The 18,402-nt window shown below is 62.2% G+C and carries 12 protein-coding genes and 16 tRNA genes; 21 read left to right on the forward strand and 7 right to left on the reverse strand.

Annotated elements, in window-relative coordinates:
* Positions 1 to 54: 54 nt before the first annotated feature.
* Entirely contained in the window at positions 55 to 2,490 is a 2,436-nt protein-coding gene (locus K1X74_10805) for a tetratricopeptide repeat protein (protein ID MBX7166824.1), read from the reverse strand.
* Complete coding sequence (locus K1X74_10810) at positions 2,487 to 4,889, reverse strand: tetratricopeptide repeat protein (GenBank protein ID MBX7166825.1); 2,403 nt, start codon at positions 4,887 to 4,889, stop codon at positions 2,487 to 2,489. Before K1X74_10810 ends, K1X74_10805 begins: the two co-directional genes overlap by 4 nt.
* Positions 4,890 to 5,221: 332 nt before the next feature.
* Between K1X74_10810 and K1X74_10815 the strand changes: the two genes are divergently transcribed.
* On the forward strand, positions 5,222 to 7,075 hold the full coding sequence (locus K1X74_10815) for a caspase family protein (protein MBX7166826.1): 1,854 nt from the start codon (positions 5,222 to 5,224) through the stop codon (positions 7,073 to 7,075).
* A gap of 318 nt (positions 7,076 to 7,393) precedes the next feature.
* On the forward strand, positions 7,394 to 7,822 hold the full coding sequence (locus tag K1X74_10820; protein ID MBX7166827.1) for a hypothetical protein: 429 nt from the start codon (positions 7,394 to 7,396) through the stop codon (positions 7,820 to 7,822).
* Positions 7,823 to 7,989: 167 nt separating this feature from the next.
* Here the strand turns inward: K1X74_10820 and K1X74_10825 are convergent, their stop codons facing one another.
* Positions 7,990 to 8,637, reverse strand: a complete 648-nt coding sequence (locus K1X74_10825; protein MBX7166828.1) for a DUF1080 domain-containing protein — start codon at positions 8,635 to 8,637, stop codon at positions 7,990 to 7,992.
* A 768-nt stretch (positions 8,638 to 9,405) separates the two neighbouring features.
* Between K1X74_10825 and K1X74_10830 the strand changes: the two genes are divergently transcribed.
* From K1X74_10830 to K1X74_10845, 4 genes are all read left to right on the forward strand, one after another.
* A tRNA-Phe gene (locus K1X74_10830) sits at positions 9,406 to 9,477 on the forward strand.
* A 55-nt stretch (positions 9,478 to 9,532) separates the two neighbouring features.
* Positions 9,533 to 9,606 (forward strand) — tRNA-Glu (locus K1X74_10835).
* 81 nt (positions 9,607 to 9,687) lie between these two features.
* Positions 9,688 to 9,759: transfer RNA gene (locus K1X74_10840), tRNA-Lys, on the forward strand.
* A 213-nt stretch (positions 9,760 to 9,972) separates the two neighbouring features.
* Positions 9,973 to 10,043 (forward strand) — tRNA-Gly (locus tag K1X74_10845).
* Positions 10,044 to 10,143: 100 nt separating this feature from the next.
* Here K1X74_10845 and K1X74_10850 read toward each other — a convergent pair.
* Positions 10,144 to 10,581 (reverse strand): hypothetical protein, encoded by a 438-nt coding sequence (locus tag K1X74_10850; protein ID MBX7166829.1) that lies wholly within the window; start codon positions 10,579 to 10,581, stop codon positions 10,144 to 10,146.
* A gap of 230 nt (positions 10,582 to 10,811) precedes the next feature.
* Between K1X74_10850 and K1X74_10855 the strand changes: the two genes are divergently transcribed.
* From K1X74_10855 to K1X74_10895, 9 genes are all read left to right on the forward strand, one after another.
* A tRNA-Asn gene (locus K1X74_10855) sits at positions 10,812 to 10,886 on the forward strand.
* Between the two features lie 188 nt (positions 10,887 to 11,074).
* Positions 11,075 to 11,146: transfer RNA gene (locus K1X74_10860), tRNA-Gly, on the forward strand.
* Positions 11,147 to 11,158: 12 nt separating this feature from the next.
* Positions 11,159 to 11,229 (forward strand) — tRNA-Gln (locus K1X74_10865).
* A 132-nt stretch (positions 11,230 to 11,361) separates the two neighbouring features.
* Positions 11,362 to 11,437: transfer RNA gene (locus K1X74_10870), tRNA-Gln, on the forward strand.
* A gap of 62 nt (positions 11,438 to 11,499) precedes the next feature.
* A tRNA-Ser gene (locus K1X74_10875) sits at positions 11,500 to 11,585 on the forward strand.
* A 24-nt stretch (positions 11,586 to 11,609) separates the two neighbouring features.
* A tRNA-Val gene (locus K1X74_10880) sits at positions 11,610 to 11,680 on the forward strand.
* A 14-nt stretch (positions 11,681 to 11,694) separates the two neighbouring features.
* Positions 11,695 to 11,765: transfer RNA gene (locus K1X74_10885), tRNA-Thr, on the forward strand.
* A gap of 484 nt (positions 11,766 to 12,249) precedes the next feature.
* Positions 12,250 to 12,320 (forward strand) — tRNA-Ala (locus K1X74_10890).
* 12 nt (positions 12,321 to 12,332) lie between these two features.
* Positions 12,333 to 12,403, forward strand: a tRNA-Ala gene (locus K1X74_10895).
* A gap of 17 nt (positions 12,404 to 12,420) precedes the next feature.
* Here K1X74_10895 and K1X74_10900 read toward each other — a convergent pair.
* Positions 12,421 to 12,723 (reverse strand): hypothetical protein, encoded by a 303-nt coding sequence (locus K1X74_10900; protein MBX7166830.1) that lies wholly within the window; start codon positions 12,721 to 12,723, stop codon positions 12,421 to 12,423.
* A 42-nt stretch (positions 12,724 to 12,765) separates the two neighbouring features.
* Between K1X74_10900 and K1X74_10905 the strand changes: the two genes are divergently transcribed.
* From K1X74_10905 to K1X74_10930, 6 genes are all read left to right on the forward strand, one after another.
* Positions 12,766 to 12,852 (forward strand) — tRNA-Ser (locus K1X74_10905).
* Between the two features lie 195 nt (positions 12,853 to 13,047).
* The gene (locus K1X74_10910) at positions 13,048 to 13,425 is read left to right on the forward strand and encodes a hypothetical protein (GenBank protein MBX7166831.1); all 378 of its coding nucleotides are present in this window, start codon (positions 13,048 to 13,050) and stop codon (positions 13,423 to 13,425) included.
* 185 nt (positions 13,426 to 13,610) lie between these two features.
* Positions 13,611 to 14,207: an HNH endonuclease gene (locus K1X74_10915; protein MBX7166832.1), complete on the forward strand. Its 597-nt coding sequence runs from the start codon at positions 13,611 to 13,613 to the stop codon at positions 14,205 to 14,207.
* 42 nt (positions 14,208 to 14,249) lie between these two features.
* A tRNA-Trp gene (locus tag K1X74_10920) sits at positions 14,250 to 14,319 on the forward strand.
* Positions 14,320 to 14,584: 265 nt separating this feature from the next.
* Positions 14,585 to 14,658, forward strand: a tRNA-Leu gene (locus K1X74_10925).
* Positions 14,659 to 15,055: 397 nt separating this feature from the next.
* The gene (locus K1X74_10930) at positions 15,056 to 16,162 is read left to right on the forward strand and encodes a slipin family protein (protein MBX7166833.1); all 1,107 of its coding nucleotides are present in this window, start codon (positions 15,056 to 15,058) and stop codon (positions 16,160 to 16,162) included.
* Positions 16,163 to 16,329: 167 nt separating this feature from the next.
* Here K1X74_10930 and K1X74_10935 read toward each other — a convergent pair whose 3' ends face one another.
* Positions 16,330 to 17,343 carry a transglutaminase domain-containing protein gene (locus K1X74_10935; GenBank protein ID MBX7166834.1) on the reverse strand — a complete coding sequence of 338 codons (1,014 nt, stop codon included), beginning with the start codon at positions 17,341 to 17,343 and terminating at the stop codon, positions 16,330 to 16,332.
* Between the two features lie 147 nt (positions 17,344 to 17,490).
* Complete coding sequence (arsM, locus tag K1X74_10940; GenBank protein ID MBX7166835.1) at positions 17,491 to 18,363, reverse strand: arsenite methyltransferase; 873 nt, start codon at positions 18,361 to 18,363, stop codon at positions 17,491 to 17,493.
* Between the last annotated feature and the right edge of the window lie 39 nt (positions 18,364 to 18,402).

Genomic DNA, 18,402 nt, shown 5'->3' on the forward strand with positions numbered 1-18,402 from the left:
TACGCATCGCGCGGACGCCCGCGGACCGTGTAATGGAACCGGCTGCCTACCATCCTATCGCGCGGCCGGCTTCCCCGGCGCGAAAAGTGCGCCGCGCGAGCGGCGGGGTTCGGCCGCTGCGCTGCTCGTGGCCGTCAAGAGAAACGGCTGCTGCTTGCCGTAGCGGGCCAGGATTTGTTGGGCGGTTGCGTAGTAGGCGTCGTTCTTGGGCAGCCGCTTAAGGGCCTCGGTTTGCCAGCGGACCGCCTTGTCCCAGGTCCCCAGGCCCGCGTAGGCCGCGGCGATGGCCTCCATGCTCCAATATGACTTCTTCTCTTCGAGCTGGAAGCCGGCGTTGGCCTGTTTGAGTGCGAGCTTTGGATCGCGCAGTTGCTCCTGGTCCGTGGCGGCATAGACCAGGGCCTGTTTCCGGTAGGCCTGCGGCTGCTCGGGGAGCATGACGATCAACCGCTGCCAGTCTTTCAGGGCTTCGTCGTGCCGGCCGAGCGCCAGGTGGGCCTCGGCCCGCCAGCGGTAGTTGTCGGGACAAGCGGGCTGGAACAGCACCGACTTGTTCAAGTCGCCGATCGCCTCGTTGTGCTGGCCATAGGCCAGCCGGATGATTCCGCGTTCGAGCCGCGGCAGGTAATAGCGATTCGTCGAGGGCAACACGCTGGTCAGATCTTCGAAGGCCTGGCGTCGCGAACCGCGCATCGCCAGCAGCCGCGCGTGGCCAATCTTATACTCCTCGCTAGCGGGCAGGATTTCGCGCACCCGGTTGAGTTGTTTTTCAGCCGCGGCAAGATCGTTCAATTCGAACTGCACCCAAGCGCTCATCGCATATGGCATGGTTTCTTGCGGCTGGTCCTTGACCATCTCCTGGGTAAGCTTCGCAGCGCGGTCTCGTTCGCCGCTCCAGATCCAGTAGCGACAGAGCAGCACAGTAAAGCCGGCGTCGTCCATCTGCTTATGCTCAAGACCTGCGTAAAGGGCATCGATCGCATCCTGCCAGCGGCCCATGCGGGCCAGCACCTCGGCCCGGTAGATCGGCGCAGCGGCGGAGTTCGGGGCGATGCGCTCCGCCTCGTCGATGTCTGCGAGCGCTTCGGTCAGCCGGTCGAATTGCAGATGTATTTTGGACCGCAACAGCAGGACATCTTCGCGTTTCGCGTCCAATTCGGCTGCCCGTTCGCAAGCTGCGGCTGCCTCTGCAGTTTGTCCCAGCAGTAAATAGTCGTTGGCCAAATCCACCTGGTACGCGACCGACTTGGGATCGAGCCTGACTGCTTCGAGCCGATTGCGAAGTGCTTCCCGAGGCTTCCCCAGTTCCTGGTAGCATTGGGCCCGAAATTGCCAGGCGTTGGCGTTGCGCGGATCCAATTCGATCGCCCGATCGAAGCTGGCCAAGGCGGCGTCGAAGCGACCGCTGTCGGACTCGGCCAGACCGCGCATGCTGTGTGCTTCGCTGCTGCGCGGCTCGAGTTTCAGCCAACCGGCCGTGGCGTCGAGGGTTCCCTGGACATCATTGTTCTGGCGACAAATGAAGGCCCGCTGGCGAAAGATGCTCGGGTCTTGGGGCTGCAGTTTCAGGGCGCGGTCGAGCTCTTCGAGCGCCAAGGCATAGCGTCCTTGCATGCCCAGGGCTGCTCCCCGCAGTACGTAGACGCGCGCATTGGTCGGGGCCAGCCGCGCGGCAATCGAGAGGTCTTTGATCGCGGCATCGAGTTGATTCAGCTCCAGAAGACATTGCGAGCGACTGACGATGGCGTCGACATGGGTGGGAATGATACGCAGCACGGCCGTAAACGCTTTCGTGGCTTCCGCCCAGGAGTGCAATTCCATCAAGCCGTAGCCCAGCACGCAGATGGCGTCTGGATGATTCGGGTACAAGTCCAGCGAGCGTTTCAAGTCGCGCAGCGCGCCCTGCACGTCGTGGTTGCGGAGCCGTGCATCGCCCGAGAGGAACAGGTGGTATGCGTGGTCGGGCAGCAGCTTGAGCGCGACGTCGAAATCGGCGATCGCCCGGGGAAGGTCATGTTTGATGCTGCCGAGCAGGTGGCCGCGATAGGCATAGGCCGCGGCCAGCTTGTCGTCGCGCTCGATGGCCGAGGTCAAATCGGCGATCGCGGCGTCGACTTCGCCACGCTTGACGAGGGTGCGGGTAATGCCCCGATAGCAGTAGGCGCGCGCGTTGTTCGGGTCCCCCTGCAAGACCGACGTGTAGTAGTCGATCGCCGCTCGGCCGGGCACCAGTTGATTCTTCGGCACCCAACAATCGGTGACGTGCACTTCGTCGGCGCGCTCTTCGACGATCAGGAACGGGATCCACATCGCGTCGAGTGGCACCGGCTTGCCGTCCAGTTGGCCGACGCAATCGATCTTGGGCAGCCAGGTCTTGCCCACGTAGTCGCTCTCGGCGCGGACTGTCGATCCGTACGCGCCGCAGCAAGCCGCGCTCACGAGCACGGCCGAAACCAGACGGAGCCGCTGCCGAACGGTCGCGAAGCTCATTTGCCCCGCGCCCCGCTGGGAATGTCGGACGACTTGCTCTTGCCGGCGTCGCTGCTCGCGCGGCCTTTGGCCTCTTGCGCGGCCACCGGCAGTTCCTGGCGCTGATAACTCGACAGCAGCTTGTTGCCCACGTCCCGCTCGGCGGGCGTCGTGAGGCGCTTGTTGGCCGACTGCTGCCATTGCACGGCCTTGTCCCATTGGGCAAGCATCGCGTAACTGGCCGCAATCGCGGACATTGCGCGGGAGGATTTCTTCTCCTCCAGTTTGTAGCCTTGTGTGGCGTCTTGCAGGGCCAGCTTGCCGTTGCGCAAGGCAGGGTCCACGGCGTAAGTACGCGCCTCGGCCCGCAGGATGTAGGCCAGCGACGACTTAGGCAGCAAGGCGATAAATTCGTTGGCCGCCTCGATGGCCGCCTGGTCCTGATGCAGCACGATCAGCACATCGACGCGCAGATACAGCAGGCTTTCGTTGTACGGCGCCAGGTCCAGCGCCCGCGCGATGTCTTTCAACGCCGCGTCGTACTGAGCTTCCGCATAGTTGAGGTTGGCGCGCAAGAACGTTGCGTCTGGAAAGTAGGCGTCGATGGCCAGGCATTGATCCAGGTGTTGCCGGGCATCGAGCAGGTCCTGGCGTTTACAGGACAAGGCCCCCAGCACGAGGTGCGCAAGCGGCTGCTTCGCATCTTGCTCGAGGGCCCGCTCGGCGTCTTCCTTGGCCCGCGACAGGTCTAACTTCCCGAACCACAGATAAGCGCGGGCGCCGAGAGATTCGCTGTGAGTGGGTTTGTCGGTCAATCGCTTGGTGAAGTAGTTGATGCCGGCGTCGAGTTGGTTCCCCATGACGTAGACGATGGGCAGACGTCGATACGCCTCGACGAATTGCGGGTTCTGTTCGAGCGTTGCCTCGTAGCCTGAAATCGCGGATTCATAGCGCCCCTGGTGCTCGTCGGCATAGGCCTTGAGCCAGAGGGTTTCGGTACTCTTGGGTTCGAGCTCGACGGCGCGTTGAACGTCGGTCTTGGCGCGTTCGACATTCCAAATGAGGAGAAAGACGGCCGCTCGACCGCGGTAGCCATCGGCGAAGCTCGGATCGAGCCGTATGGCTTCGTCGAAATCGGCCACAGCACCGCGCAGATCGCCCCGCAGACGCCGCGTCTGGCCGCGTCCGCAAAGCCCTTGCAGGTAGTTCGGATCGAGCCGAATGGCTTCGTTGGCGTCTTGAACCGCCTGGTCGAGTTGGCCCAAACGGCGGCGCACCATGCTGCGGCCATGCCAGGCCTGCGGCAGGTGAGGCGCCAACTTGATGGCGGCGTCGAAATCTACGATGGCCTCGGCGAATCGCCCCATCGCTTCATAGCAACTGGCCCGCACGACGTAGGAGCCCGCCCGGTCGGGCTGCGAATTGATGGCCCGGCTCGCATCGCTCAGGGCTTCGTCCAAACGCTCGAGCTGCCACAACAGCGCGCTGCGGGCAAACAGCGCGTCGAGCATTTTCGGATCGAGCTCGAGACAGGCGTTCAGGTCGGCCAGCGCCTCTTCGCGCTTGCGAACGTTCATATAGATCGTCGCACGCTCATAGCGAAACTGGGGCGTCTTGGGTTCAAGCTCGATGGCGCGGCCGATATCGACCAGCGCGGCGTCGCGATCACCCATGCGATTGCGCAAGGCCGCGCGATGGCGCAGCGACTTCGCGTCCTTGGGGCTCAACAGGATGGCCTGGTCGAAATCCTGGATGGCGTGTTCCGGCCGGTTTGATTGGGCATAGGCGAAGCCGCGTTGGGCGAAGGCGTCGTGGAACCTGGCAAAGGTTTTGAGCGCGGTGTTGCAATCGGCGACCGCCTCGTTGTACTTGCCCAAGGCGTTGTACATCTCCGCCCGGTTGACCAGCGCCTGCGCGTTTTCCGCGTTGGCCTGGATCGCCGCATCAAAATCGGCCAGCGCCTTGGCGACGTCGCCCAGTTGATTCCAGGTGATGCCGCGGATGTGCAAGGCGTGCGCATTGCCGGGCTGCAACTCCAACGATTTCGTCAGATCGCGCTCGGCCGTCTTCGGGTCGCCCGAGAGCAGGTGGGCCAACCCCCGAAAGCAGAGGGCGAACGCATCTTTGGCATCCTGTGCCAGGAGCTGGTCGTAGTAGGCGATGGCCGCAGCGAGCGGAACCACGTCGCGGCGATTGACCAATGCCTTCGGGGCGACAAGCAACCAGTCCCCTTCGGTCTTGAGAACAGCGATCGGGACCCAGATTTTCTCCAGGGGCACGTTTGCGCCGTCCGCGCCCCGGCCCGTGCAGCCTTGGCGCGGAAGGAGGACCTGTGCCTCTTGCGCTGCCGCCGGAATCGCCGGAAAAAATAGCCAGACCAGCAAAGTCACCGTGGCTGAGCCCAGCGGCCAGGTGCGCATAGTCAGTGTGTCCCGCTTGCCCAACCGCCCCGCGGCAGGTCCGTGATGCCTTGTGACAGCTAAGTATACCCGCGCCGGGCTCGAGTTCGACGAGTTCGGGCAGCCTTGCTCGCCGGCTAATCGGGCGGGGACGCGGCTGTTATTTGTCGCACCGACCGGGGCGCGGCCGGTGCACTCGGCAAGGATTTTCCTCCAGCAAGGAGGAATATTCACCAATTGTTTTTCGAAGAATTCATTGTTCAACGCTATGCTATGCTCCGCACGCGAATGTTTCCTTCGCGCACATCACTGCGATCCGCCTAGTCGGACCGTTCACTATCGGAGCAATATCCATGATCATTCTCGCCGTACATGGGCTGGGGGGGTGGGAGCAGGAGTTCACCTGGCAGGATGCGTGGCGCAAAGACTTTACGAAGGCCGTGCAAGGCGCCGGAGGGTCTACGCCGCCACGTGTCGAGTTCGTCAGCTATGACGACATCTTTGCGAACAGCGATTTGGGGCTCGTCGAAACGGCGCGGGCGCTGGCTCTGCTGCTTGGTAGCGGTCTGGGGTTGGGCCGGCCTCGAGCGCTTCAGGACTCATTGCGGACCTACTGGCAATGGTACGCGGGTATGGTCGTGCAATGGGTGGGCGACGAGGACTTACGGCGTAAGACGCGCAAGCGATTGTTCGACGCCATCCAGTCGGTCCAGCCCGATGTGATTGCGGGCCACAGCCTGGGGTCGCTCATCAGTTACGACACCTGCACGCATCCCGACACCAAGGCCTGCATCGATGGCCGCACGTTGATCACCTACGGATCGCAGGTCGGCAATCCGTTCGTCGTGGGCCAATTTCTGGCCGGGCGAATTCAGCCGTTGCAAGGCGACGCCTTCTGGTATCACCTTTACAACCGGTATGACGACGTGTTTACCGCGCCGATCAACCTGACGGCGGCCAATTTTCTCCAGGTCGACACGCCGTTCGACATCGAAGGCTGGGCCGATCACGCGTCGGGGCCCTATGTCACGCACCCGAATGCCGTCCGCTCGGTGTGGGCGACCATCGCCGGTGGCCCGAAAATGCGTCGAGCGGTATTGCCGGGCGGCACCCCGGCGGTGGCGGCGCGCTCAATGCGGCGCGAGCCGCGCCGCAAGGCTCTGCTGGTGGGCATCAACGAGTATCCGACGCCCGAGAATTGTCTCGAAGGCTGCGTCAACGACGCCTTCCTGACGAGCAGCGTGCTGCAAGAGGTCGGGTTCAAACCCGAAGAGATCCGCTTGCTCTTGAACGAACGGGCGACAACGGCGGGCATTCTCGAACGGTTTGGCTGGCTGCTCGAAGATGCGCAGCCCGGAGACCAATTGTTCTTTTTTTACAGCGGACACGGCGGCGTGCTGCCCAGCTACAACGCCGAGTCGGTCGTCGATTCATTGCACGAATGCCTGGTACCCCACGACTACGATGGAACCGAGGCCCATTGCATCACGGACGCGAAGCTGTTCCAGCTCTACAGCCAGATTCCATACGAAACGGTCTTCGTCATGGCGCTCGACTGTTGCCACTCGGGAGGCATGACGCGCGGCAACGGGCCTCGGGTTCGCGGTCTCGATCCGCCGGACGATATTCGCCACCGCATGTTGCGCTGGGACCCCATTCGCCAACTGTGGGTCGCACGCAAGTTGCCGCAGATCAATCAGGATCTGGGTGGTACTGAAAAGCAGCGACGCGAGTTTGCGGGCGACTCGGGAGCAGTGCTGCGCTTGGGCACTGCGATGCCGCTGCGCACGTTGAAGCAGGCCGACTACGACCAGGTTCGCCAGGAACGTGACCACAAGGGGCCCTACATGCCCATGATCTTGCTGGCCTGCGCGGCCGACGAGTTTGCGCTGGAGTACGTGCATGGCTCGGTAAGCTATGGATCGTTCACCTATGTGATGACGAAAACGCTGCGCGAGTCGTACCGCGTCCAAGGGAAGACGCTCACGTTCCGGGAGTTGGTCGACGCTACGAAAAAAGAACTGGTGGAAATCGGCGTTAATCAAACGCCAGATATCTCGGGCCCAACCGCCCTGCTGAAGGAAACCATACCCTTCCCTGTGGCGGATGCCGGACGCGGCAAGCGTGGGCGCGGAAGCGCGCCGCGAAGCAAGTCGAAGCCCGCAACCAAGCCGGTACGCGGAATCAGGCGAAAGCGACGCAAATAAGCCCCTGTTCGGCCCTGGACCGATTCGATCGGTCAGGCGATCAACCCGGTCCATTCGCCGATGCTGCATGGGCCGAGTTTCAGCAACGCCGTGGCCGACTTCGAGGTCCGGAGAATGCTTCACGATCGAACGGGCAAATGCCATCAAGAATTGGAGTGATCGATGGACACCAAATCGCAGCGGATGGAATGGGCCGAGCTTGTTTGGAAATGCAGCACGTCGATGGCGATCGTCGCGAGCGGTCTGTAGGCGGTCTATACGTTCAAATACACACGCGATCAGGACAGAAGCTCCCTCAAGCAGGAGCAAGCCAAGCTGTTGGCGACCAGAGAGTCCGAACTGAAGCAACGCCAAAAAGACTTCCAACTACAGTTCTTCAACAAGCAAATGGCGCTGTATTTCGATGCCTGTGAGTGCACCGGTCGTCTGGCGGCGTCTGCCGACAAGCAGTCGCCGCAAGATCTCGAACACGAAATTGAACAGTTCTACGTGCTCTACTGGGGAAGTCGTTGTGCGGTTGAGGATGTGCACGTAGAGCAATCAATGGTGAAGTTCGAACCGGCGTTGCGCGCCTGGATCGCCGCTCCTAGCGCCGCAGATCTCGTGCGAGATCTGAAGCAGTCGTCTTATCAGCTTGCGCATCGTTGCCGCGACTCGTTGGACAAGACTTTCATGTTGGAGTTGGGTGCCCTGTCGGCAGAAAAGCCGGCAGATGCGGCAGGCGGACAGATCAAGCCGTCGTCGTAACGGCCCGAGACACTCGCGGTTCCCAGTCGGGCCGGCGCGCGAGCGTTCCCCAGCGTCATCGCAGGCAGTTTACCCACCGCGCATCGCGCCGCATGTGAGGATCGGTCGCGCGGCCGCAAACGCCCGTCCTGCAGTGTTGCTGCAGGACGGGGCCTTGGGCATGTCGACTACTTGTCTGTGTCCGGCAGCACCAGCACCTCGGCCTTGCGGATGCAGACGCGGCTGCCCGGATCGTGCTGTTGGAACGCGAAATGGCCCTCTTTGAACTTCTGCTCGAAGTCGAGGTACTCGTACAGTTCGCGTCCGTCGACCTTGATCTTCATCCGCGTCACCTTGCGCCCGCGCCACACGTCGTCGCGCACCTCGAGTTCGTAGAGGAACCAGGTATCGGGCTCGACCAACCGGTCGTACACGTGACACATGCCATAGAGCGAGCCGGTACGGATCGGATCGGAATGCGTGCTGTCGATCTGCGCCTCATGACCATCGGTAAATCCCGGGCGGCGCTTGGCGCGGAAGTACAGGCCCGAGTTGCCCTTGTCGTTGATCTTGATTTCGGCGCGGTAGCGGAAGTTCTTGTAGGGCCCCGCGGTCGCGACGAGCATCGACGCGGCACCCGAGCCGCACAGCGCGCCGTCCTTGACTTCCCAAATGCTCTTGTCGCCACCCACTTTTTCCCAGCCGTCGAGCGACTTGCCGTCGAACAAGGCGACCCAGTTTTCGTCCGCCGATCGAGCGTCTGGCGCGCCAATCAGAACCAGGCAGGCCGCAGCCACCAGAGCAGATCCCCACCGAGCTTGTGCCGAACTCACCATGGATGCCTCCACGAGATGCTTACTGGATAGAAAATGTGGAACCTACCCGCACGGCGATCGCTCCCTGCGCGCCGGCAGAATCGGCCTGTTCACGGTCGTGGATCGGCGGTGCCATCCCATGTGGCACGGCCGCACTGCCCGGCACGCCGTCAACGAGCGGTCTAGCATCCGTCGTTGGAGGGCTCGTGGCAAGTGCCGGCCTCCAGGCCTGGGTCGAAAAAGCGACTGCCAAGGTCAATACACCCTTCCGGTGGACGAGAATCCCGCCGGGAAGTCGAGGCGCCGCTCGACGCGATTGCCGCGCGGGCTGGTGCCGTCGGTGGGGGCACTCATGGCCTTCAGCATTCTCGGTCGATACGCCACATAGCGAACCGCCAGCAACGGGGCCGATTGCCCGCGCAAGGCAAGAAAGAGAAAGAAATGGGCGAACCCGTCGCAGGCGGCCTGCGTCTAAGAGGGACGGAATGCGGCGACCCGTATTCCAGGCGCTGAAACTCTGGTTCTATTGCTCAAGTAATACTCTCCATGATCTCCTTGCGACCGAGTTCGATCCAAGCACGCACAGGTACGGGTTATTCCGGCCAGCGAGCGGCGTTTTTCGCGCAAGAGAATGGCGCGCTCGCGGGGAATACCCCCTCGCGACCACTGCGCTTGTGACACTCGGCCGCTACGACGCGATCCCCTCCAAGGCCTGGTGTCCGAGCGACATCAGGCCTTTTTCGTTGGTCGACGCGATCGGGGAACTCCGAGCAGACAGCACACAACGACGGGTCGGTAGCTGAGACGGTTTAGCGGCGGTCTGAAAAGCCGCAGACGAGGATTCGAGCGCCTCCCGACCCACTTGCGCTGGAGCACCGACCGAAGGTTGGTCCGTTCGCGCTGACGGGAAACAAAAGGCTCGTTCGTCTATCGGCGCGAGGATACCGCCCTTTCAAGGCGGAGAGATGGGTTCGACTCCCATACGAGCCATTGGAACGTGATGAACGAGATGGAGTGGTGATGCATGCTGCAAACACATCGACTCAAACGCATACGCCCAACCCGCAACACGGGGTCGTGGCGTAACGGCAGCGCTTCCGCCTTTTAAGCGGAAAGGTAAGGGTTCGACTCCCTTCGGCCCCACTGCATTGGCATCGCCAGATAAGGCGACGCATAGCTCCGTGGTAAGAGCGGGCAGCAACGGAGGCCGCCGAACGAATCGCGAGGATAAAGGCTGAAGGCGGCAGGCAGACTATCGCCCTGCGCATGCGACAAGCTCGTGTGGCGTGCTCGGTTGCTCGATTCGAGCCCCACCCGGTGCTCTGAGTTCTTTGACAATTCGCGTTAGCGTTCGAAGCGCCCATGATGTAGCGGCAGCCTACTGCCTTGCCATGGCGGATGTGCGGGTTCGACTCCCGCTGGGCGCTTTTCGTTTCGGTGCGTGGCGTAGCTTGGAAGAATCGCGTGTTTCGAAAGCACGGGATCGGCCGTTCAAGTCCGTCCCCTGGACCTCTATATGGGTAATGCCTAGGTCCGCAATCGGACAGATTCAACGATCTGCCAGCCTTCTGCTTCGTCCGAGACGTCATCAAAGTAGACGGATAATTGAAGATGGCCTTCGTCTGCAAAAAAGAGTGCGTTGATGGATTCAACGGGTCCGTCAGCGTTCGCATCATGAAGGCGGTAGCCGAAGCGAGTGACGCCATTTGCTGACTGTTCGCGTTCATCAAATCTCAGCACGGAGGCGCGAGACTTCGCCGAAGAGGCTCGGTCTGCTTGTGATTTGTTGTGGTTGTTATCCCAAGCCGCCAACCAAAGCGTTAGCCCTGGACGCCACAGCACCAGACTGCGCTCTTCGATTCGACGAGCAAATGGCTCGGGAAGATGGAGCATCCAAGTGTCAGTAAGCGGGTAGTCACCTTGAACGATTGGAAATCCCGGCGGTGGCCAAATTCGTTCCGGCATCGCTGCACTCAACTGCTTGGCAATACGGCCCTTCCCACAAAGTTTACTGTGCATCGCGAGCAGAAGGACGTCCGTTCGATTCCGCCCGCTCTGACTTGCCAGAGCATATCGAAGCCTGGCAACGCCCGCTTGGGGAGCCAGTGTTCGCTTGTAGCTACCGCCCATCGCTCGCAATACGCCCGTGTCGCGTGCTCGGTTGGTGGTTCAAATCCTGCCACTCTGATTCTTATTGCGGTGGAGCCTGTGTTGGTACAGGCAGGCGCCTGTTAAGCGCCGCTTCGCAGGTTCGATTCCTGCCACCGCAGCTAGCAACCGAGCACGGCACATGGGCATGTGCCGAGCGCAGGGCGGTAGTCCGAACCAAGACGGAAAGGCAAGCACGACCAACCTTCGGTCGGTGCCCGGCGACGGCGCTGTTTCGAAAGCAATCGAGTCATCCGCTGCACGGGTACCAGGCCTTGAAGGTTTGCGTCCCTCGCCTTCCGCCTTTGATGTGCTCTTGGCCGAGCAGCAAAGGCGCCAGCCTTCCAAGCTGGACAGGCGAGTTCGACTCTCGCGGGGCACTCTGAAGATCCATTCGGGGATCGGCTAACGGTAGGCCACCTGGCTTTGAACCAGGCAGTGGAGGTTCAAGTCCTTCTCCCCGAGCTGACACGGCGTTGGCAAGTGTTCGTGGGAACGATTCCGGAGTAGTTGCTGTTGGTAGAGCAACTGAGTCCGCCGAGCGATAGCGAGGATGAAGGACGAAGTCGGTCGTGCGCAAGGATAGTTGAACGACTCTCCGGAGTTGTCGCTGCTGGTACGCGATCCCTGGCTCTGAACCAGGAGGCCGTTGGTTCGATTCCAACCTCCGGAGCTAGCAACCGAGCACGCGACACGGGCGAGTCGCGAGCGCAGGGCGGTAGGAAGACAGAGAACGGAAGTCATCCGGCTGGATGAGGAGCCTGTCTTGAAAACAGGTGGCGGCCTCGCGCCGCTTGTGGGTTCGAGTCCCACGGCTTCCGCATTGAGGTATGAGCAAACAACTCGGTCCCGTGGTCCAACGGCACGACTCCTGGCCTACACCCAGGCAACGGTGGTTCGATTCCATCCGGGATCACAGCAATGCAAGTTGGTCTGTAGGTGTTTCGGCAGCACGCCTCCTCGGTAAGGAGGAAGACCGGGTTCAATTCCCGGACGGACCTTCTACGGCGCACGGGAAGCAGGCGCGTCGCGCGCGGGGCGAAAGCTATGGAGGGAAACAGGCGAGCAAATCGCGCCACAACATCGGCGAGACATCAGTCCCATGGCGACTATGAAGATAAGCAAGGGACTCAGTTGGCGGCCGTCCCTCGGCACGTGCGAGAGCGAATGCGGCGATCGCTGGTGACCGGCTCAGGCCGGCGCCACAAGACAACAGCGTCGGAGTGTTGGAAGTCACGAGTTGGTGAACGGTCGCGACCGCGAGTCGTAGATTCTCGGGTGGATTGTCCGACCCATCGTAAAGCGGGAGGCGAACAACGATGATTTCGCGAGGGAAAGACACAAGCGATTCTTCCGCGGCAAGCTGAACCACGGCGCGAATCCCCGCGTCAATAACTTTGGCCACGTCGCGACAGTCACCAGCGTGGCCTAGCCAAAGCAGATATGGCTCGATTTGAATCATGCAGGAGCGATCATAAAACGAATGGGCTGCTGGTCCAACGGGACGACACCTGGCTTGCAACCAGGAAATCGGGGTTCGACTCCCCGGCGGTCCACTGACAGATGACGGGCTCATGGTCCAAAGGCAAGACATCAGGCTGGCAGTCTGAAGATCCGAGTTCGATTCTCGGTGGGTCCACTGACAGGGAGCAAGGTTCACATCGGACGGCCTGCATCTATGGCAGCCCGTCGATTGTGGCCGGACTGAAGCAGTCGTGTGCCTTGAAAGACTTTGACCTCGGCCGTGATCAGATCCGACGGAGGTAGTTCAACGTAGATCTGTGTGTTGCGGTCGGTTTCGACAACATGGAACCATGCTTGTGCTGTCGAGCTGTGAACATGAATCTCGATTGACTCGCCAGGCAGCAACGTGAAATCGTGAGGCCACGGTTCAACCCAAATGACGCGCACATGATGTTCGTCATTGGACACGCCGATCTTGGCGAAGCACTGGGTCATTATCTAAGCGTATTTCGGAGAGACACGACAAACAAGTGAAACGGAAGGTAGCCGGATACGGTTGGCCGGGCCGCTCTGCTAAGGCGGTTCTCGCTGGTTGAGATGAGGGTTCGACTCCCTGGCCTTCCGCTCGTGGGCCGCATTTCGCAAGTCGTCTTCAGGCACAACCATCCCGAGTTGCTCTCGCGCGAGGCGTAGACGCGCGAACCCATCGCTGCGGAATCGAGTCCAATCACTCTTGCCGTATATCGCATGTGACCCCAAGTCAACTCCAGCGGGGCAGACGGGGCTGGTGTTCAGCCCTGGTGCCGCTTGACGCTTGCCATGACGACGCGACCCCTACACACCGAGTGCAGCTTCCTCGCGGCGTCGATCGCGCCGGAGGATCTGCGCCGCGGCGACTTTGTCGCCGTGTTGAGCGAAATCGTTGAGCTGCCGTCGTTCCTCTGGAATGACACGTGGCCCAGCGGGCGGGACGAGTTGGTCCGCTTGCGCTGCCTCCCTGCCGAGGGGCGCATCCCGCAGAAGGTGAAGGCCGTTTGTCTGCCATTCGTTTTCGTGAAACTGCCTTGCGGCAAGTTTCAGACGATCGACATCCGGCTGACCAAACTCGTGCGGCTGGAGGAAGAGTACGCCCGAACCGTCTGGAAAGCGATGAAGCCACGGCGTCCGCACGCAGGCGTTACGTCTCGAACGGTGTAGCCGCGTCGGACGGCCGCGCTCGGTTGCTGGTTCAAATCCTGGTCGACGCACTGCGACCATAGATCTGGCGTCCGTCTTGTAGCGGCTTTTGCACGTCTGGCTCGGGCACCGACCCGAAGGGTTGGTCGCCGGCAGGTAACGGTTCGACTCTGTTCGGACGCGCTGAATTGATAAGGAACGAAACGATGGTAGCCAAGATGCTTGGGCGCCCCACGCTGGTGCTGAACCGCAACTGGCAGCCGGTGAACGTGGCCACGGTGGCGCGGGCACTGGTGCTGTTGTGGAACGAGGCGGCCCGCGTCGTCGATCCCGACGACTACCAGCTTTACACCTGGGACGATTGGTCACGGCTGCGGCCGCGCGAGGACGAAGCGTTCATTCGGGCGGTGCGGCAGCGGCTGCGCGTGCCGGAGGTGATTGCGCTGGCGGATTTCGATCGGCTGCCGAAAGCGGCCGTGAGTTTCAGTCGCCGCAACGTGTTCAAGCGGGACCACTGGACCTGCCAATACTGCGGTGTGCAGCCGGGCGGCGAGGAGCTGACGATCGACCACGTGTTGCCGCGGTCGCTGGGCGGTGTGTCGAGCTGGGACAACTGCGTCCTGGCCTGCATCGACTGCAACAAGCGGAAGGCCAATCGCACGCCGGAGCAGGCGCGGATGAAGCTCCGCAAGACGCCGATCCGCCCGGCCTGGAAGCCGATGTACGCTCGCGACTGCGTGCGGATTGAAAGCTGGTCGAAGTTTGTCAGCGAGACGTATTGGAACGTCACGCTGGAGAGTTGATGGACGATGTGCCCACCGGTGCTTGTGGCCGGTGGGCAATACACGAGTGTGCTCCTGGGAGAGCAAGCGGTCTCCAAAGCCGCCCCGCGGGGTTCGATTCCTCGCGCTCGTGCTTGCCGACGTGGCTCGCCTGAGTGAGGCGCTGACACTTGAATGGCCGACTACCGCCCTGCGCACGCGACCTGCCCAGGTCGCGCGCTCGGTTGCTGGTTCGACTCCCACCGGCGTCGCTTGGATTCGAATTTGGAAGGGTTTTTTAAGCAAGGTTGGTTCAGCCGGCTCCAGCGGCGCACGGCGACTCGTCCTCGTGGAGAGGCGATGGTCGCACATGCGTTCCGTGAATGGTTTCTGACGATGGTTGCATCGACCGCAATGCCCGATGGGGTAGCTCAACGGTTAGAGCACCAGACTGAGAATCTGGCTGTTACGGGTTCGACTCCCGTCCCGGCGTGAAAACGCCACCAACGCAGCCCGCGGAGGCGGGCAACAAGTCGGTCTGCCGCCGGCATGGTCGGTTCGTGGCGCAAATGCGCCGCGGACGGTAAGTGCCGGCGGCAACGCAGGACGGTGCCCTGCAGCGCGCAAGTCGCGCAGGTGCGATTTCCTGGGCCAAGATCAACCGCCGCCGCCGGCCAAGCGCGAGCTACGGCTCATGCGGCCCCGGCGGCCAGGTCAATTCAAGGCCCCGGATAGCACCGGCTCAAGCGCGCTCCGCACACGGCTGTGGGACTGGCTTGTTGTTCCGCCTCCAACGGTTTTTCTCCGCGAACCGAACCAACACGATCGGCGTCCTATTGCTTCCGGCTCTGTGGCTCAGCCAACGAGCCGGGGAGGTATCACCCATGAACATGTTCATCATCAAGACCGTCAAGATTCGCGACTACGAAGTGGGCCTGTACTTCCGGGACGGCGAGTTCAAACGCCTGCTCGATCGCGGCCGGCACTGGTTCTTCGATCCGTTGGGCAAGGTCAAGGTCGACGTGGCGTCGCTGCGCGAGCCGTGGTTCGTGCACGAGAAGCTCGACGTGATCGTGAAGTCGGGTGCGCTCAAGGACCGCGCCGTGGTGCTGGACCTGAAGGACTTTGAACGGGCCCTGGTCTGGATCGAAGGCCGGTTCAGCCACATCCTGCCGCCGGGCCTGTATGCCTACTGGACGGCGTTCAAGGACGTGAAGGTCGAGCTGATCGACGCGCGGAGTGTGCGCTTCGAGCACCAGGACCTGCCGGTCATCACACGCTCGGCAGGGGCCGAACGCGTGTTGGAGGTGGCCACGGTCGAGCCGTATCGCCAGGGCGTGCTGACGGTCGACGGCGACTATGTCGCCACGCTGTCGCCGGGCCGCTACGCCTTCTGGAAGAACATGGCGCAAGTCAAGTGCGTTCAGGAGGACATGCGCGAGGCGATGTTCGACGTCAGTGGCCAGGACATCATGACGGCCGACAAGGTCACGCTGCGGATGAATGCCGTGGTGACCTACCGCGTCGTCGATGCCCGGGCCGCGGTCAGTACGGCCGAAGACGCCAAGCAGGCCCTGTATCGCGAGGCGCAGCTCGCCCTGCGCGCCGTGGTCGGCGGTCGCGAGCTCGACTCGTTTCTGACGGACAAGGATGCGGTCGCCACGGAACTGGCCGAGATTGTCCGGCCGCGCGCCAAGACGCTTGGCCTGGAGCTGATTTCGGTCGGCATCCGCGACGTGATCCTGCCGGGCGAAATGAAGGAACTGATGAACAAGGTCACGGAGGCGAAGAAAGCGGCCGAGGCCAACCTCATCGTCCGCCGCGAAGAAACGGCCGCCATGCGCAGCCAGGCCAACACGGCCCGGCTGCTCGCGGACAACCCGACGCTCATGCGCCTGCGCGAGCTGGAAGTCCTCGAAAAGGTGGCCACGAGCGCCAAGCTCAACGTCGTGTTGGGCGAGAAGGGCCTGGCCGACCGCGTGGTCAACTTGCTGTAGCCCAACCCCAGGAACCCGAAGGTCGGGAATCGACCCGACCTTCGGGGATTGGGATCACGAGCGCGGCCCGGCCCGTATGCCTGAGCACCGGAAGAACGCGACCTGATTCCCAGTGCGCTGTTTCGCAGTGCGCTAGTTCGTAGTGCGCTATTTCCTGGTGGGCCGCGTTACTTCGCGTCCGGGTTGGGCAGATCTTTGTAGTGAGCGACCCAGCGCACATGTTCGATGGGTTTTCCATCGACCTCGGCGACCGGCCCATGCAGCATGTTGATGGGTGGCCCCTGCTGCGGCGGCTCGAGCACGACATCGCGCCCGTGCGCCAGCGTTAGCCACGTGCTGCCCAGCGTGCCGAAATAGTACTCGCGGTCTTTCGGGTACTTGTTCGCCCGCGAGGCGTCGATCGGCACCCAGCCCACGCCGGCCACCCAGAACTGCGCCCAGCAATGACAATACTTGGCCTCTCCCTCGGGCTTCTCCGGAGGCAGCGGCAAACCAAAGACATGATCGGCCGGGATGCCCCGCCAGCGGCAAACGCCGATAAACACCGAATGAAAGTCCGTGCAATCGCCCGTCTTGCTGTCGCAGGCCCAGACGGCGTCTCCCTGACCTGCGCCGCGGGCCAGATAGTTGTACTTCATCGTATCGACGAGGTAATCATAGATCGCGCGGCCGGCACGCAAGGGTTCGCCCTTCGGTAAGTCGATGTTGAGCGCCAGCTCCGTGATCTTGCCCTCGATCGGAATCTTGTTCGTATCGCGCAAATAGGGCGCGAAGTCGGCCGTGGGCACGTCGTCTCGCGTCGAGATGAGCTGCTTCGCGGCCGGCACCGTCGCTTCGTGCACTTCGACCTCGTAAATCAACTCGACCTGCAGGGGCCGATCACGATCGGTCGCGTCGAAGCGCCGATAGTACAGGCGATTCCTAAACGTCTTGTCCTGCGTGAATTGTCCCCCCGCCAACTGATCTTCGTTGAGCAGCTTGATGGTTTGCCGCTCGTTGGTCGGCGGCACCGGTACCCAGAGGTCGACGACCTTCGCGTCGGGCGGCAACTCGTCGAGCTCGCACTTGAAATGGATGCTGAGATGTCGCACCTGTGGCAACTCGGCTGCAACGACGTTGGCACACCAGCCGGCGCAAAACGCGGCGGCTGTAAACAGACCGGAAAAGCGTGGCGTTCTCATGCGTAACCTCCCGCTGATGTTCATCCGGACGGCCTTCCAACATAGGGCGATCGCCCGAGCGGGCCAAGCGGTCGCTCCCGGAGATTGGGGGCCCGGGCCCTGTCCGCGATGCCGTTCGCGGCGTTGTGTCAAGATTCGAGGCAGCGATTAACAGTCGGGCTTGACGGCGAACACTCGAACGCTGGCGGCATACGCGTTGATATCGTAACGCCGCAGCAAGTCGGCCAATTCTTCGTGGATGGTCTTGCCGCCCATACCGCAGCAGCCCTGCTCGACGACCGGCAAGCCCATTTTTTCTTGCGGCGCGGACGAGCAAGAAGGCGCGTGCTCGACCTCGGCATAGGCGGTCAGGTCGGCGCCCGTATCGATGATGGCGATATCGCGGAATCCTGCCGTGGCCAGTTGTTGCCGATACGTGTCGATCTCGATTGCGCCCGCGACGCAGCCGACGTAGGCCAACACATTCTTGGACACTTCCGCGGGCAGCGGTTGTTTGAGCGCGATGTCGCTCACGGCCAACCGTCCGCCTGGCTTCAGCACGCGGAAGATCTCGGCGAACGCCCGTCCCTTGTCGGGCACGAGGTTCAAGACGCAATTGCTGATCACACAATCGACGCTCGCCGTTTCCAGCGGCAACGACTCGATTTCCGCCAGGTGAAACTCGACGTTGGTCAATCCGGACTCGACTGCGCCGCGGCGAGCCCGATCGATCATATCGGCCGTCATGTCGATGCCGACGACCTTGCCTGTGGGTCCGACTTTTCGAGCCGCGAGAAACACGTCGAGACCGCCGCCGGAGCCGAGGTCGACGACCACTTCGCCGGGGCGCAGATTGGCGGTGGCCGTCGGGTTGCCACAGGAGAGCCCCATGTTGGCGCTCGCCGGAATCGACGCCAATTCCTCGGCCGTATAGCCGAAGGCCTGAGCCACGCGCACGACAGCCGGCGACTCGGTGGAAAGCCCACTTCGGGCTACGGCCCCGTACCGATCCTGAACCGCAGATTTGATTTCGGTCGACATCCGAGTTTCCTCCTATGCGTAGACACCCACCCGCACGAT

This window comes from Pirellulales bacterium (assembly GCA_019694435.1).
In the GTDB taxonomy this organism is placed as follows: Bacteria; Planctomycetota; Planctomycetia; order Pirellulales; family JAEUIK01; genus JAIBBZ01.